The sequence below is a fragment of the Paraburkholderia sp. OAS925 genome (assembly GCF_040543975.1).
Lineage (GTDB): Bacteria > Pseudomonadota > Gammaproteobacteria > Burkholderiales > Burkholderiaceae > Paraburkholderia > Paraburkholderia graminis.
Genome location: NZ_JBEUNO010000002.1, coordinates 1,359,669 through 1,374,372 on the forward strand (window position 1 = coordinate 1,359,669; position 14,704 = coordinate 1,374,372).

The 14,704-nt window shown below is 64.5% G+C and carries 13 protein-coding genes; 7 read left to right on the top strand and 6 right to left on the bottom strand.

Going from position 1 to position 14,704, the window contains the following annotated elements:
• Positions 1–47 precede the first annotated feature (47 nt).
• From ABIE53_RS24860 to ABIE53_RS24870, 3 genes are read right to left on the bottom strand one after another with little or no spacing between them, the layout of a single operon-like run.
• Positions 48–2,270, bottom strand: coding sequence for a xanthine dehydrogenase family protein molybdopterin-binding subunit (locus ABIE53_RS24860; protein ID WP_192699371.1), 2,223 nt, complete (start codon positions 2,268–2,270; stop codon positions 48–50).
• On the bottom strand, positions 2,267–3,268 hold the full coding sequence (locus ABIE53_RS24865) for an FAD binding domain-containing protein (RefSeq protein WP_192699370.1): 1,002 nt from the start codon (positions 3,266–3,268) through the stop codon (positions 2,267–2,269). The genes ABIE53_RS24860 and ABIE53_RS24865 overlap by 4 nt, the downstream gene beginning before the upstream one ends.
• 13 nt (positions 3,269–3,281) lie before the next feature.
• Positions 3,282–4,040, bottom strand: a complete 759-nt coding sequence (locus ABIE53_RS24870) for a 2Fe-2S iron-sulfur cluster-binding protein (RefSeq protein ID WP_192699369.1) — start codon at positions 4,038–4,040, stop codon at positions 3,282–3,284.
• Positions 4,041–4,195: 155 nt separating this feature from the next.
• Here ABIE53_RS24870 and ABIE53_RS24875 point away from each other — a divergent pair, with 155 nt between their 5' ends.
• The 3 genes from ABIE53_RS24875 to ABIE53_RS24885 all read left to right on the top strand — a co-directional run bounded on the left by ABIE53_RS24875 (position 4,196) and on the right by ABIE53_RS24885 (position 7,497).
• Entirely contained in the window at positions 4,196–6,295 is a 2,100-nt protein-coding gene (locus ABIE53_RS24875; protein ID WP_192699368.1) for a D-(-)-3-hydroxybutyrate oligomer hydrolase, read from the top strand.
• 126 nt (positions 6,296–6,421) lie between these two features.
• Positions 6,422–6,667 carry a hypothetical protein gene (locus ABIE53_RS24880; RefSeq protein WP_006049205.1) on the top strand — a complete coding sequence of 82 codons (246 nt, stop codon included), beginning with the start codon at positions 6,422–6,424 and terminating at the stop codon, positions 6,665–6,667.
• Positions 6,668–6,690: 23 nt separating this feature from the next.
• Positions 6,691–7,497 carry an exodeoxyribonuclease III gene (locus tag ABIE53_RS24885; RefSeq protein ID WP_029966467.1) on the top strand — a complete coding sequence of 269 codons (807 nt, stop codon included), beginning with the start codon at positions 6,691–6,693 and terminating at the stop codon, positions 7,495–7,497.
• Here ABIE53_RS24885 and motB read toward each other — a convergent pair.
• A complete protein-coding gene (motB, locus tag ABIE53_RS24890) occupies positions 7,494–8,480 on the bottom strand; it encodes a flagellar motor protein MotB (RefSeq protein WP_192699367.1) in 987 nt (328 codons plus the stop codon). The genes ABIE53_RS24885 and motB overlap by 4 nt on opposite strands.
• Positions 8,480–9,364: a flagellar motor stator protein MotA gene (motA, locus tag ABIE53_RS24895; RefSeq protein ID WP_029966464.1), complete on the bottom strand. Its 885-nt coding sequence runs from the start codon at positions 9,362–9,364 to the stop codon at positions 8,480–8,482. The genes motB and motA overlap by 1 nt, the downstream gene beginning before the upstream one ends.
• A 289-nt stretch (positions 9,365–9,653) precedes the next feature.
• On the opposite strand from motA, the gene ABIE53_RS24900 reads away from it, so the two are divergent.
• Positions 9,654–11,066, top strand: a complete 1,413-nt coding sequence (locus ABIE53_RS24900) for a DUF2252 domain-containing protein (protein ID WP_192699366.1) — start codon at positions 9,654–9,656, stop codon at positions 11,064–11,066.
• Between the two features lie 24 nt (positions 11,067–11,090).
• On the opposite strand, the gene ABIE53_RS24905 is transcribed toward ABIE53_RS24900, so the two are convergent.
• Positions 11,091–11,957, bottom strand: coding sequence for a polysaccharide deacetylase family protein (locus tag ABIE53_RS24905; protein WP_107709093.1), 867 nt, complete (start codon positions 11,955–11,957; stop codon positions 11,091–11,093).
• A 229-nt stretch (positions 11,958–12,186) separates the two neighbouring features.
• On the opposite strand from ABIE53_RS24905, the gene ABIE53_RS24910 reads away from it, so the two are divergent.
• The 3 genes from ABIE53_RS24910 to ABIE53_RS24920 all read left to right on the top strand — a co-directional run bounded on the left by ABIE53_RS24910 (position 12,187) and on the right by ABIE53_RS24920 (position 14,558).
• Entirely contained in the window at positions 12,187–12,951 is a 765-nt protein-coding gene (locus ABIE53_RS24910) for an SDR family oxidoreductase (RefSeq protein ID WP_006049211.1), read from the top strand.
• Positions 12,952–12,958: 7 nt separating this feature from the next.
• On the top strand, positions 12,959–13,855 hold the full coding sequence (locus ABIE53_RS24915) for an NAD-dependent protein deacetylase (RefSeq protein ID WP_192699365.1): 897 nt from the start codon (positions 12,959–12,961) through the stop codon (positions 13,853–13,855).
• Positions 13,856–13,919: 64 nt separating this feature from the next.
• The gene (locus tag ABIE53_RS24920) at positions 13,920–14,558 is read left to right on the top strand and encodes a DUF938 domain-containing protein (protein WP_192699364.1); all 639 of its coding nucleotides are present in this window, start codon (positions 13,920–13,922) and stop codon (positions 14,556–14,558) included.
• Positions 14,559–14,704 lie beyond the last annotated feature (146 nt).

The window sequence follows — 14,704 nt, forward strand, 5'->3', positions numbered from 1 at the left end:
CCGATTGTGCGGCGCAATGCAACCCGAGGCAAGCGCCCGCCATGCGTTCAGACGCGCGTCGGCTGCATCACCTTGTCGAGCGTCACCGGCAGATCGCGCACGCGCACACCGGTCGCGTGATACACCGCGTTCGCGAGCGCCGCGCACACGCCCGTAATGCCGATTTCGCCGATGCCGCGCACGCCGAGCGAATTGATGTACGGGTCCGGCCGGTCGAGAAACGTGATGTCGAGCGAGCCGATGTCCGCGTTCACCGGCACGTGATATTCCGCGAGGTTCGCGTTCGTGAAGCGCCCATAGCGCGTGTCGAGCGACGACTCTTCCTGCAACGCCGCGCCCACGCCCCACACAATGCCGCCGAGCATCTGGCTGCGCGCCGTCTTCTCGTTGAGCACGCGCCCAACGTCATACACGGCGACGACGCGCGGCACGCGAATCGTGCCGAGGTCCGCGTCCACGCGCACTTCGACGAACACCGCGCCGAACGAGTGAAACGAGTACTTCTGCTTTTCGTCGCCCGGTTTGACAGTGGACGTCGCCTCAATCGGCTTGCCGCCCGCACGCGCGATGATCGCCGCGGCCGGATCGCGCTTCGCCGGTTGCGAGCGGCTCGTCACCCAGCCGTTTTCCACGGTGATGTCGTCGGGCGCGATGCCGTGCACCGGCGACGCCGGGTCCGCCAACGCGAGCGCGATCAACTGCGCGCGCGCCGCGTTGGCGGCGTCCCGCACGGCCGGCGCAACGCTCGCCGCCGACTGCGATCCGCCCGACACCGGCGCCTTCGGCAACGACGAGTCGCCGAGCGCGAAATGGATGTTCTCCGGCGCGAAGCCGAGCGCATCGGCGGCGACCTGGGTCATCACCGTGTAAGTGCCTGTGCCGATGTCCTGCGTGCCCGACGCCACCATCGCCGTGCCGTCCGGCAGGATTCGCGCGATCGCGCCGGCTTCGCTGCGATTGGCCGGATACGTGCATGTCGCCATGCCCATGCCGATCAGCGTGTTGCCGTCGCGCATCGAACGAGGCGTGGGATTGCGCCGCGACCAGCCGAATTTTTCCGCGCCGACCTGATAGCACTCGCGCAACGATTTGCCCGACCACGGCTTGTTTTCCTGCGGATCGGCCTCCGCGTAATTCTTCAGGCGCAAAGCGAGCGGGTCCATCCTGAGCGCGACGGCCAACTCGTCCATTGCCGATTCGAGCGCGAACGAGCCGGTCGTCTCGCCGGGCGCGCGCATGAAGGTCGGCGTGCCGACGTTCAGCGGCACGAGCCGGTGCGTGGTCACCTGATTGGGCACCGCATACAGCATGCGCGTGACCATGCAGCAGGTCTCGGTCCAGTCTTCGATCATCGACGTATTCGAAATGCTGTCGTGGCGTATCGCGGTGAGCGTGCCGTCGCGCCGCGCGGCCAGCACGAGGTGCTGTTCCGTGTGCGGGCGCGCGCCGACCGGACCGAACATCTGCGGCCGCTCGAGCACGAGCCGCACCGGACGTCCTGTCTGTTTCGCCGCCATCGCGCACAACGACACATGCGACCACGACGAGCCCTTGCACCCAAAGCCGCCGCCGACGAACGGCGAAATCACGCGCACGTCGCCGGGCGAAATGCCGAGCGTCTTCGCCACGGCTTGCGCTTCGCCGCTCACGCCTTGCGTCGAATCGTAGAGCGTGAGTTGCGGGCCGTCCCAACGCGCCATCGTCGCGTGCGGCTCCATCGGATTGTGATGCTCGATCGGCGTCGTGTAGGTCGCGTCGATATGCACGGCGGCGCTTCGCATGCCGCAGTCGAAACTGCCGCGCTGCGTATCCGTTTGACGTCCCTGCGGTTTGTCGGGCGCATGCGCGTTGGCCTTCGCCTGCGCAAAGTCGAGCGTGGCCGCGCTCGCCCGATACGTGATGCGCAACTGACGCGCGGCGTCGGTCGCATGCTCGAGCGTGTCCGCGACGACCACCGCAACCGGCTCGTTGTTGTAATGCACTTCGTTGTCCTGCAACAGCGACAGCCGACGCCCCGCGGGCGGCGCCAATTGCGCCTTGCCGCCGTTCGGCAGACGTGGCGCGTTCTCATGCGTCATCACCAGCAACACGCCGGGCACGGCTTGCGCGCGGCTGGCATCGATCGATGCAATCGTGCCGCGTGCAATCGTGCTCGTGACGAGCACCGCATGCGCGAGACGCGCCTCCGGAAACTCCGCCGCATAGCGCGCTTCGCCGGTTACTTTCAGCAGACCGTCGGTACGGTCGAACGGTTGACCGATCAGATTCATGCGAGACCTCCCGGCCGGCCCGCTGCTTCGTTCACGGCGCGCACGATCGCGCGTTGCGCGAGCTGCACCTTGAAGCGGTTATCGCGCAGCGGCCTGGCATCGTTCAACGCGGCCGTAGCGGCGCGGTTCAGCGTGGCTTGCGTGAGCGGCTGGCCGTTTAGTAGCTGCTCGGCGGCGCTCGCTCGCCAAGGCTTGTGCGCGACGCCGCCGAGTGCGATGCGCGCGGTCTGCACGCGCTCGCCATCCATCTGTAATGCGGCGGCGACCGACACCAATGCAAATGCGTAACTGGCGCGGTCACGCACTTTCAGATAGTGCGAATGCGCGCTGAAAAGCGGTGGCGGAAGATCGACCGCGGTGATCAGTTCGCCTGGGCGCAGCGTGGTATCGACATCGGGCCTGTCGCCCGGAAGCCGATGAAATTCCGCGAACGGAATGCTTCGCTCTCCAGTCGGCCCACTTACGCGCACGACAGCGTCGAGTGCCGCGAGCGCGACGCTCATATCCGACGGATTCACCGCGACGCACTGCGGACTCGCGCCGAGAATCGCGTGCATGCGGTTGTGGCCTTCGAGAGCCGCACAGCCGCTGCCCGGCGTGCGCTTGTTGCACTGTGAAAACGCGGTGTCGTAAAAGTAGCCGCAGCGCGTACGTTGCAGCAGATTCCCGCCGACGGTCGCCATATTGCGCAATTGCGCCGATGCGCCCGATAGAAACGCCTGCGAGAGCAGCGGATATTGTTCGCGCACCAGCGCATGATTCGCGGCATCGCTATTGCGCACCAGCGCGCCGATGCGAATGCCGCCGCCGGGCAACGTCGTGATGTCGTCGAGTCCGCCGATATGCGTGATGTCGATGAGCCGCACCGGCCGTTCGACACCGCCCTTCATCAGATCGAGCAGATTCGTGCCGCCGCCGATGAATACCGCGCCCGGTTGCTGCGCCGCTCGCACTGCGCCGGCGACATCGGCGGCGCGTTCGTAGGAGATCGCATCCATGCTCGTGCTTGCCTCACGCGTGATCGTGGTGGTCGTGGTGATCGTGGTCGACGTCGGCGGCGCTCGCGTTCTGGCCGCTGCCGTCATGCGCGGCGCGGATCGCGGCCACGATGTTCGCGTATGCGCCGCAACGGCAAATATTGCCGCTCATGCGCTCGCGAATTTCGTCGTCGGAAAGTTTGATAGGACGTCTACGAATATCCGCGGTGACGACGCTCGCCGTGCCGTTGCGAAACTCTTCGAGCAGCGCAGTCGCGGAGCATAACTGTCCGGGCGTGCAGTAGCCGCACTGAAACGCATCGTGTTCGATGAACGCGCGTTGCAACGGGCTCAACGCGCCGTTGCTCGCGAGCCCTTCGACCGTGGTGATGGTCTCGCCTTCGTGCATCAGGGCAAGCGTCAGGCATGAGTTGATGCGGCGTCCGTTAGCGATCACCGTGCACGCGCCGCATTGTCCGCGGTCGCAGCCTTTCTTCGTGCCCATCAGGCCCGCGTACTCGCGCAAGGCATCGAGCAGAGTGACGCGCGGCTCGAGTTGCAACGCATAACTGCGGCCATTCACGTTCAAGGTGACGGGCCGGGGCGGGACAGTTTGCGCAGTCCCTGCGGCCGGGGCGACGGGTGCCTGGGTTTGCGCGCGAAGGTGCGGTGCCGCACCGACAGTGGCGGCGGCCGCGGCCGATTGTAGAAAACGGCGCCGTGAAGGTTGACTCAAGGGCTCACGCAAGGCGGCTTCGTCACCCGAATGTTCACATTCGTTATCTCTTGCCATGACGGTCTATTGACTCCGCTGAAAGGTCAATGCAGGCTGACGATGCGTCGGTATCCGAGGCGTCGCGCTCAGAAGTTCAGCGTAGCAAATCCGGCGCGCTTGCGTGTACAACGGTTACGCAAAACGGTATTGCACAATAACGGAGACAAGCACAGATGACATCAGCCATTCGAAGCACGTCCACGCTTCCCATTGCAATCGTCGTCGCGCTCGCCATGAGCGCTTGCCACGGGGGCGACGACGACGGGCCGCCGCCACCGCAAACGAACACCTTGCCGAACTTCATCGTCGGCACGGTCAAGACGCAGTCTTATGACGGCAATAGTGACGACCTGCTGACGGCCGGACTCGGTAAAACTGGCCTTGCTTTAGCCACGGCGCCCACGATTGCGAACGCCGCGCAACCCACGGCCGCCGAACTGCGGCGGCTCGCGATCTGGTCGAACTATCGCGCGCTCGTCGATATGACGAGCAATGGCGGCTATGGACGCTTCTGGGGGCCCAATGTCGATCTGAACGGCAACGACACGCTCGGCGAAGGCAAGATCGCCGGCAAGGAATATCTGGCTTTCGCCGACGACGGCAGCGGTAAGCAGAACGTCAGCGTGCTCGTGCAGATTCCCGCGAGCTTCAACGCGGATCAACCGTGTATTGTCACGGCAACGTCATCGGGTTCGCGCGGCGTGTACGGCGCGATTTCCGCAGCGGGCGAGTGGGGACTTAAGCGCGGCTGTGCGGTCGCGTACACCGACAAGGGCTCGGGCAACGGCGCGCATGAACTGTCGACCAATCGCGTGACGCTGATCGACGGCACGTTGCAGGACGCGAACGCCGCGGGCAAGGCGAGTCTCTTCACAGCGAACCTCGGCAACACGGATCTCGCCACCTACAACACCCAGTTCCCGAACCGCTATGCGTTCAAGCACGCACACTCGCAGCAGAACCCGGAGCAGGACTGGGGCAAAAACACGTTGCAGGCGATTCAGTTCGCGTATTGGGCGCTCAACGATTCATACGGCACGTTGAACGGCTCGACCCGCACCGTGCGCTATAAACCGGGCAGCATTCTGACGATCGCGGCATCGGTGAGCAATGGCGGCGGCGCGTCGTTGGCGGCGGCGGAGCAGGACACTTCGGGTCTCATCACCGCGGTGGTGGTCGGCGAGCCGCAAATCAACATTCGTGTGCCGTCGCAAGTGTCGGTGTCGCAAGGCGGCGTGCCCGTCGGCGCATTCGGCAAGCCGCTTGCCGATTACATGACGCTCGCGAACCTGCTAGAGCCTTGCGCGGCGCTTGCGCCTGCCGCGACCGGGTCGCCGTATCTGACCGCGCTGCCGCTCGCGACGACCACCGCGATTCGCACCGCGCGATGCACGACGCTCGCGAACAATGGCGTGATCACCGGAGGCGACACCACGACGCAGGCGATCAACGCGCTCGCACTTCTGCATCAGAACGGCTACCAGACCGACTCCGATCTGCTGCATGCGCCGATGTGGGATTCGCAAGCGGTGCCGGCGGTCGCGGTGACGTACGCGAACGCCTATGCCAAAGCGAGCGTGACCGACAACCTGTGCAACTTCAGCTTCGGCACGACGAGTTCGACGGGCGCGGCCGGCGTCACGCCCGCCGTCTCGCCGATGCTGACAGTGTTCGGCAACGGCAATGGTGTGCCGCCGACCAACGGCATCAACCTGGTCTACAACGCGGGCACGCTGGGCGCATTCGATCACCGGCTCGCCACGGTCGATGCAAGTTACGTCGGCGCTGCGTGTCTGCGCACGCTGTGGACCAACGGCACGTTGACCACGAATGTCGAAGCAGTCAGGGTGAATGCGAATCTGCATGGCAAGCCGGCCATCATCGTGCAAGGACGCGCCGATGCATTGGTGCCGATCAACCATGCTTCGCGGCCCTACGTGGCGACGAACCGGCTGGTCGAGGGTGGGGCGAGCAAGCTGTCGTTCTATGAAATCACGAACGGTCAGCACTTCGACGCGTTCCTCGGCGTGGCCGGCTTCGATACGCGCTTCGTGCCGCTGCATTACTACAACGTTCAGGCGCTCAACCTGATGTGGAGCCACCTGAAGAACGGCACGCCGCTGCCGCCTTCGCAAGTGGTTCACACGGTGCCGCGCGGCGGCACGCCGGGCGCCGCGCCCGCATTGACGACCGCGAACTTGCCGGCAATCGCGACGAGCCCTGGCGGCAATGCGATCACGGTCGCAAACGGCGCGGTGAACGTGCCAAACTGATGCGGGTCCACTCACTCGCGTGACGCGGCGCGGCCCCGCGTCGCGCGGTGTGAGCGCCGCATTGAATCCGCAGCGGGTACGGGCGATGCTACGGGTGATCGGCATCAAGCGTTCAGAGGACAACCGATGCAGTTCGACTACAGGCATTTTCATATCGATTGCCGGGCACGCCATGCGGACGAAGGCGTCTACTACGCGCGTGCCAGAATCACGCATATCCCGCGGAAAAACGAGCATTTCCGTTCGCACGATTCCGGCGACATCGACGCCTTCTCGAACGAAGCGGATGCGATCTCGTGCGCGCGATCGTGGGCGATCGAATGGTGCGATGAAGCGGCGTCGCAGGTGTCGAGCGAGGCGTCGTCGGAATAACTTGCGTGCAGGGAGGACATGCTGTGGCGACGCTGCGCATTGCGACGTTCAATATCAATGGAATCCGCTCGCGTCAGGCCGCGTTGCTGCAATGGCTCGAGCGCGAGGCGCCGGACATTGTCTGTCTGCAGGAATTGAAGGCGGCGGACAGCGCGTTCCCCGCCGATGCCGTGCGCGACGCCGGATATCACGCGATCTGGCATGGCCAGAGCGCGTGGAACGGCGTGGCGATTCTGTCGAAGGGCGAAGCGCCGCTCGAAAGCCGCCGCGGCTTGCCGGGCTTCGAGGCCGACACGCATAGCCGCTATCTCGAAGTGGCCGTCGACGGATTGCTCGTGTGCTGTCTCTATCTGCCGAACGGGAATCCGCAGCCCGGTCCCAAGTTCGAATACAAGCTGAAGTGGTTCGACCATCTGATCGACCACGCGGCGAATCTGCTCAAGAGCGGGCATCCGGTCGTGTTGGCCGGCGACTTCAACGTCGTGCCCACCGATGAAGACATCTACAATCCGCGCTCATGGCTGAAAGACGCGCTATTGCAGCCGGAAAGCCGCGAACGTTATCGGCGCCTGCTCGCGCAAGGCTGGACAGATTCGTTGCGCACGCATTTTGGCGATGAGCGCGTCTATACCTTCTGGGATTATTTTCGCCGCCACTGGGACACCAACTCGGGCTTGCGCATCGATCACATCTTGCTGAGCCCGGACCTCGCACCGCGTTTGCGCGACGCGGGCGTGGATCGCTGGGTGCGCGGCGAGCCGCACGCGAGCGACCACGCGCCGACATGGGTCGAACTGGATATGAGCGCCAGGCGGCGTAAAACGCGTTAGCGAACTATCGTTGCGCCCGGTGCCGCATGCGTGCGCGCCGCGACTGCGGGAATCGCCGAGCTGGCCGGCGTGCTTTCGTCGATCGACGTACGGCCGCCATCGTGGAAAAACGCCTGCTCCGCGGCCTTGTTCATCACGAGAATGCTGATGCGCCGATTGGTCGGTTCATCGACGACATTGCTGTTAAGCGGCAGCACGTCCGCGAGGCCGCGCACCTGCAATAACTTTTCGGCATGCATGCCGCCTGAAACCAGCGCGCGGCGCGCCGCGTTCGCGCGTTCGGACGACAACTCCCAGTTCGAATAGCCGACAGGTCCGCCGGTGTACGGCACGGCATCCGTGTGGCCCGCAATCGAAATGCGGTTCTCGACGTCGTTGAGCGCCGCGCCGATCTGCGTGAGTATCGCGACAGCGTAAGTTTGCAGACGCGGACTGCCGGACGCGAACATCGGCCGGTTCTGCGAATCGACGATCTCGATGCGCAAGCCTTCGTTCGTAATCGAGATGCGGATCTGATCCTTGAACGCCTTCAATGTAGGGCTTTGCTCGATCAGCGAAATAAGTTTTTCCTTCAGTTGCTGCAAGCGTGCCGCGTCCGCGGGCGCCACCGTCGGCACGACGTTGACAGGCGTGGCCGCTTCGATCTGGGTCTTCTTGCCGTCGCCGGGGCGCGTATCGGAGATGTCGCGCCCGCCGCCTTGCACCACGCTCGGCCGCGCGGCGGCCGTGCCTTCACTGCCGCCGAGCAGGCTCGAGAGCGGCGTGTTGAAGTAATCCTCGATGCCTTGCTTGTCGAACTTCGACGTGGAGCCGAGCAGCCACATGAGCAGGAAGAACGCCATCATCGCGGTGACGAAGTCGGCATACGCGATCTTCCATGCGCCGCCGTGATGGCCGCCGTGGTCGTCACTCTTCTTCGAGCGACGCACGATGATCGGCGGCGGCGCCTCGTCTTCCGAGCCGCGTGAACGTCGTTGCGTCATTACGCTGCTCCGCTTGCGGCCGGCTTCGGCGTCTTGGTGGCGCGCACCGCGTCGTCGAGTTCCTGGAAGCTCGGGCGGTCGGCGGTGAACAGCACCTTGCGTCCGAATTCCACGGCGATGGGCGGCGCATAGCCGGACAACGACGCGAGCAGCACGGCCTTCACGCATTGAAACGGCTTCGCTTCGGCGCGGCCTTTCGCGTTCAGCAGATCGGCAAGCGGCCCGATAAAACCATACGCGAGAAGAATGCCGAGGAACGTGCCGACCAGCGCGCCGGCGATCATCTCGCCGAGCACCGCGGGTGGCGCGCCGACCGAACCCATCGTGTGGACCACGCCCATCACCGCGGCGACGATGCCGAATGCGGGCAGGCCGTCGGCCATCTTCTGAATCGCGTTCGCGGCCACCGACGCTTCCGCGTGATGCGTGGCCAGTTCTTCATCCATCAGGTCCTGCACTTCGAGCACGTTGACGTTGCCGCCCGACATCATGCGCAAATAGTCGACGATGAAATCGAGCAGATGATGATCGGAGAGCACATGCGGATACTTCTGGAAAATCACGCTTTCTTCGGGAGCGAAGACGTCCGCTTCGAGCGACATCATGCCTTCCTTGCGTGCTTTCTGAAGCAGCTCGTAAAGCAGCGCGATCAATTCCAGATACTTTTCTTTCGTATAGCCGCCGCCCTTGAAGCATGACGGAATCGCTTTCAGCGTCTTCTTCAACGTCGAGGTCGGATTACTGACGACAAACGCGCCAATCGCGGCGCCGAAAATGCACAGCAATTCAAACGGTTGAATCAGCGCCGGCAAATGGCCGCCCACGCCAATGAAGCTCCCTATGACGGAGCCGATCACCAATAACCAGCCAATTGCGACAAACATATTCTCTCCGTTATCTTGCGCGCCGCACGTCGTACCGGAAGACGTCCTTTTTCAAGGACGCTGCGTGCGTCACTGAATTTCCGCATGTACTGGTAAACGGCTCGAAAGGCTATTGCTGAAGTGTTAGAACGAATCAAAGCGGAAAAATAGAAGCGCGCGTGAGTCGCGTATGCGGCATCGGTAAAAAGCGCCCTCACTTTTTTACCGATTGCTCTGCTAGCATGCAATGCGACCGGCGTCAGGTCTCTCGAACGGATAGTGAACCTTCACAAGAAGAACGGAGATGAGCATGAAAGCCAGCACCATTGCCGACCGTGAGGCGCGTGGCCGTGCCGCCCGCGAAAAATCGAAGCGCTCGAGTCACAGGACAGTAGGCGAGTTGCGCCGCGATCCGATCGAGTTGCTGAAGGAGAGCAGCGAAGGCCGCGTGCGCAATCTCGTGCCGCTGCGTTATGGGCGCATGGCCGCATCGCCGTTCACGTTCTTTCGCGGCACCGCGCTGTTGCAGGCTCACGATCTCAGCAAGGTTCACGACACGGGCTTGACGATGCCCATCTGCGGAGACGGGCACTTGATGAACTTCGGCGGCTTCGCGACGCCCGAGCGTCAGCTTGTGTTCGACCTGAACGATTTCGATGAAGTGTCGGTCGGCCCATTCGAATGGGATCTGAAACGCCTCACCGCGAGTCTCGTGATCGCGGCGCGTCATATGCGCCTGAGCCGCGGCGCGGCGGAAGATCTGGTGATGACGGCGGTCAACGAATATCGCAATCGCATGGCGCAATACGCACAGTGCGGCGCGCTCGAACTCTGGTACGAGCGCATCACATTCGAGCGCATGGCCGAGACGGCGCTCACGCCGGAACGGCGTCGCGCCGTGCGCCGCGGCATGGAGAAGGCGGCGAGCCGCACGCACGAAAGTCTGTTCGAAAGAATGGCCGGGCATGACGGCGAGCGCTGGGTGATTCGCGATGCGCCGCCCGCGCTCTTTCATGTGCTGGGCGCGAACACGCTGTTCACCGCCGAGGAAACCGAAGAGCTAAAAGGCCCGCGCGGAGGCAACATGCTGGACGGCATGTGGAGCGACTACCTGAAGACGATGTCGCACGATCGGCGCGAACTGCTCGCTCATTTCAGCGTGCAGGACATCGTGTTCAAGGTGGTGGGCGTGGGCAGCGTCGGCACACGCTGCACGGCCGTGCTGCTCGTCGACCCGATGAGCAAGCCGCTCTTCATGCAGATCAAGGAAGCGAGGCCGTCGGTCGTCGCGCGCTATTTCAAGTCGCCGCCGGCCAGGCATCAGGGCGAGCGCGTCGTGCAAGGGCAGCGCATGTTGCAGGCCGCAAGCGACATTTTTCTCGGCTGGGCGACGAGTCCGCTCGGGCGGCATTACTACTTCCGTCAATTGCGCGACATGAAGCTGTCGGCGAGCATCGAGCTATTCGATAGCGACCTGCTGACCGGTTACGCGCAACTGTGCGGCTGGGTGATGGCGCGAGCGCATGCAAAGGCGAGCGGCCAGGCGATCGAGGTCAGCGCGTATATCGGTCGCGGCGATCAGTTCGCAGAGGCGCTGACAACGTATGCAACGACGTACGCGGACCAGGTTGAGCGCGACTACGACGCTTTCGTCAAGGCGTGCCGCAGCGGCGTACTGCAAGCGCGCTCGGACGAAGACATGGCGGCGGATTTCCGCATGTGATGCTGATGGCCGTGAAGCCGCGTATCAACCGTCGATGCGCGCTTCGCGCAGCGTGACGAAGCGCAGTTTCTGTTTGCGCGCGGCTTCGGCGACACGCGGCAGCACCGCGAGAATCAGCGGTTTGCCGTCGACGGTGAGCGCGGCGTTGCCGTCGTGCAGCAGCAGAATGTCGCGTGCCGCGAGGCCGTCGAGCAGCCGCCTCGCGACCACTTGCGGATCGCGTTCGCGCGTGTCGTAGCCGCGCCGCGTCCACGCCGCGAGCCGCAGATCGAGCTTGCGCAGCACCGGTTCGAGAAAGATGTTGCGCAAGCCGGCCGGCGCGCGAAAAAACATCGGACGCTCGCCGCTGAGTTCTTCGAACGTGCGTTGCGCGGCGTCGATCTCGCGCAACAGCGCGCCAGGCAGCGTGATGGAAAACGTATGCACGTGGACCTGCGAATGATTTTCCAGCGCATGACCGCGCGCGACGATCTCGCGTGCGAGTTGCGGATAACGCCGCGCCTTCTCTCCGATGCAGAAGAAGGTTGCGTGCACGCCTAACGCGTCGAGCAGATCGAGCACTTGCGGCGTGACGACCGGATCGGGGCCATCGTCGATGGTCAACGCGATGGCGTCCGCGTTGCGCGCGCCGGCGGGCAGGCGCGTCCAGTTCGGACCGAGCAGCGACGTGCGCGGCAGCAGACCGGCCACCGTGAAAACAGCGTGATTCGCGAAGATCGCTGCGAGCCACCACGGCCATGCGCGCGGCGCGACGAGCCACGCGGCCAGCACCAGCACGTGCCATGCGGCGGTCGCGGTGAGCATCGCGGGATAGCCGGTTTCGGGCCAGCGGCGCAGCCGTGCCGCGCGAGCGTCATGCGGCGTGTCGTGGGGCGTGGAGAGTGGATTCATAAAACGTGCTTCCGGTAATTGCGCGGCTTGATCAGGCGCCGCGAAGGCGCCGCGCGCAACGTCGAACGATACCATTGATGCGCGAGCCGCCGCGACCGCGGACAGGAACGGCAATGAAAGCGCGGCGTCAGGGCTATGCGCTCGCGTCGCGGGCATTTGTGATCGACCCTGCGCTGCGGTAACGTACGAGGCAGTGGCGCCTCGCCGCCGGCAAACAGGGAGACATGTTGTGACAGTGACGGGAATCAGAAAGGTAGCTTTGGTAACGGGCGCGGGCAGCGGCATCGGCCGCGCATGCGCGCTGCGCCTCGCGGAGCACGGCTATAGCGTGGTGCTCGCGGGCCGTCGACGGGCGGCGCTCGAAGCCGTGGTCGAAGCGGCGCACGCGCTCGGCGGCGAAGCGCTGGCCGTGCCCTGCGATGTGACCGACGCGGACAGCGTCGCCGCCTTGTTCGACACGATCCGCGAGCGCTATGGCCGGCTCGACGTGCTGTTCAACAACGCGGGCCGCAACGGCTCGCCGGTGGACATCGACGAACTCGCCATCGACGAATGGCGCTCGGTGGTCGACACGAATCTGACCGGCGTGTTTCTGTGCACGCGCGCCGCGTTCGGTCTGATGAAAACGCAGAATCCGCGCGGCGGGCGCATCGTCAATAACGGTTCGATTTCGGCGCATGCGCCGCGGCCCAACAGCATTGCCTACACGGCGACCAAGCACGCGATCACCGGCCTCACCAAAGCCGTGTCGCTCGACGGCCGCAAGTACGACATCGTCTGCGGTCAGATCGACATCGGCAATGCGGCAACGGAGATGGCCGAGCGCATGGCGCGCGGCATACCGCAGGCGAACGGCGAGATTGCGGTCGAACCGTTGATGGACGTCCAGCATGTCGCCGACGCCGTGCTGCATATGGCGCAGTTGCCGCTGTCCGTGAACGTGCAGTTCATGACGATCATGGCGAGCAAGATGCCGTTCGTCGGACGCGGTTGAAGGCGTCATGACCGATCTTCGTTCCGCGCCTGTTGAGTCGTCCCAAGCGCTTGAAGCGCTCGAAGCCGTTAGCGCATCGCACACGCTCGACGACCTTCACGACTTCGTGCAACGTTACCCGCGCCTGTTCGTCCTGACCGGCGCGGGCATCAGCACGGACTCCGGCATTCCCGGCTATCGCGACGACAACGGCGAATGGAAGCGCTCGCCGCCCATCACGCTGCAAGAGTTTCTCGGCGGCGATGCGATGCGCCGGCGCTACTGGGCGCGCAGCATGGTCGGCTGGCCGGTCGTCGCGCAGGCGCAGCCGAACGCCGCGCATACGGCGCTCGCGCGTCTCGAAGCCGCCGGTCATGTGCCGACGCTCGTCACGCAAAACGTCGACGGTTTGCATCAGCGTGCGGGCAGCCGCCAGGTGATCGAGTTGCATGGCGGTATCGACGGCGTTATTTGCCTGGATTGCGGAACGCAGCATTCGCGTGCGTCGATCCAGCAGACGCTGGAAGCGGACAACCCCGCGTTGCGCAGCGTCACCGCCGAAGCCGCCGCCGATGGCGACGCGCATCTCGAATGGCACGCGCTCGAGACGTTTCGCGTGCCGGCGTGCGCGAATTGCGGCGGTTTGCTGAAACCGGCGGTGGTGTTCTTCGGCGAAAGCGTGCCGCGCGAGCGCGTGGAAGCGGCGTCGCATGCGCTCGATGCCGCGGACGCGGTGCTCGTGGTCGGGTCGTCGCTGATGGTCTATTCCGGTTACCGCTTCTGCTTATGGGCGCAAAAGCAGCGCAAGCCGATCGCGGCGATCAACCTCGGGCGCACGCGCGCCGATCCGCTTTTGTCGCTGAAAATCGCGGCGCCGTGCGCCGATATGCTGACCGCTCTGGCCGGCCGCCTCGCGGTAGATTGAGCGGCGCCCGCCAACGCCTACGCTATCGAGCCAACGCCATTCATTCAATGGGAACGCCATCCTCATGACCGAACCTCTTCCGTCGATGCGGCAACATTCGCCGTCCGCCGAACGCAACCGCGAACCGATACTCGCGGTGTTGCGCACGGTGCTGCCCGCCACCGGCCGCGTGCTCGAAATCGCGAGCGGCACCGGTCAGCACGCGCTCTGCTTTGCCGGCGCGCTGCCCGGCCTCGACTGGCAACCGAGCGACGCCGACGCGGAAGCGCGCGAGTCGATTGCCGCATGGATCGCAGAGGACGCGCCGCCCAACCTGCGCGCGCCGCTCGCGCTCGACGTGCATCAGCCGGAGTGGGACGTCGGCGCGCTGGACGCCGTCGTGTGCATCAACATGATCCACATTTCGCCGTGGAGCGCCGCGCAGGCGTTATTCGCAGGCGCGAGCCGTTATCTCGTGGATGGCGGTGTACTGTATCTGTACGGCCCATACAAACGCGGCGGCGCACACACGGCGCCGAGCAACGAAGCTTTCGATCGCCAATTGCGAAGCCGCGATCCTTCGTGGGGCGTGCGCGATATGGAGGCGGTGGTGGCGCTCGGGGCATCGGCGGGATTTGAATGCGACGAGCCGATCGCGATGCCGGCCAATAATTCCAGCCTTGTATTCAGGAAGCGCGCCGCGCAAGCCGGCCAGACACGGTGACTGCGCGCAATCGGCGCGATCCGTGACAGCGGCGAGAGCGGCGGGAGCGGCCAAAAGCGCGGCCAAAGCGAACCCAAAGCGCGCCTTTGCTTGCCCGATAACAAGCGGCGAACCGGCATTTCTTTTATGCTTTCACCCTCGACGTC

Coding starts and splice junctions, on each gene's coding strand:
- ABIE53_RS24860 (WP_192699371.1), bottom strand. CDS start 2,270: ATGAATCTGATCGGTCAACCGTTCGACCGTACCGACGGTCTGCTGAAA.
- ABIE53_RS24865 (WP_192699370.1), bottom strand. CDS start 3,268: ATGGATGCGATCTCCTACGAACGCGCCGCCGATGTCGCCGGCGCAGTG.
- ABIE53_RS24870 (WP_192699369.1), bottom strand. CDS start 4,040: ATGGCAAGAGATAACGAATGTGAACATTCGGGTGACGAAGCCGCCTTG.
- ABIE53_RS24875 (WP_192699368.1), top strand. CDS start 4,196: ATGACATCAGCCATTCGAAGCACGTCCACGCTTCCCATTGCAATCGTC.
- ABIE53_RS24880 (WP_006049205.1), top strand. CDS start 6,422: ATGCAGTTCGACTACAGGCATTTTCATATCGATTGCCGGGCACGCCAT.
- motB (WP_192699367.1), bottom strand. CDS start 8,480: ATGACGCAACGACGTTCACGCGGCTCGGAAGACGAGGCGCCGCCGCCG.
- motA (WP_029966464.1), bottom strand. CDS start 9,364: ATGTTTGTCGCAATTGGCTGGTTATTGGTGATCGGCTCCGTCATAGGG.
- ABIE53_RS24900 (WP_192699366.1), top strand. CDS start 9,654: ATGAAAGCCAGCACCATTGCCGACCGTGAGGCGCGTGGCCGTGCCGCC.
- ABIE53_RS24905 (WP_107709093.1), bottom strand. CDS start 11,957: ATGAATCCACTCTCCACGCCCCACGACACGCCGCATGACGCTCGCGCG.
- ABIE53_RS24915 (WP_192699365.1), top strand. CDS start 12,959: ATGACCGATCTTCGTTCCGCGCCTGTTGAGTCGTCCCAAGCGCTTGAA.
- ABIE53_RS24920 (WP_192699364.1), top strand. CDS start 13,920: ATGACCGAACCTCTTCCGTCGATGCGGCAACATTCGCCGTCCGCCGAA.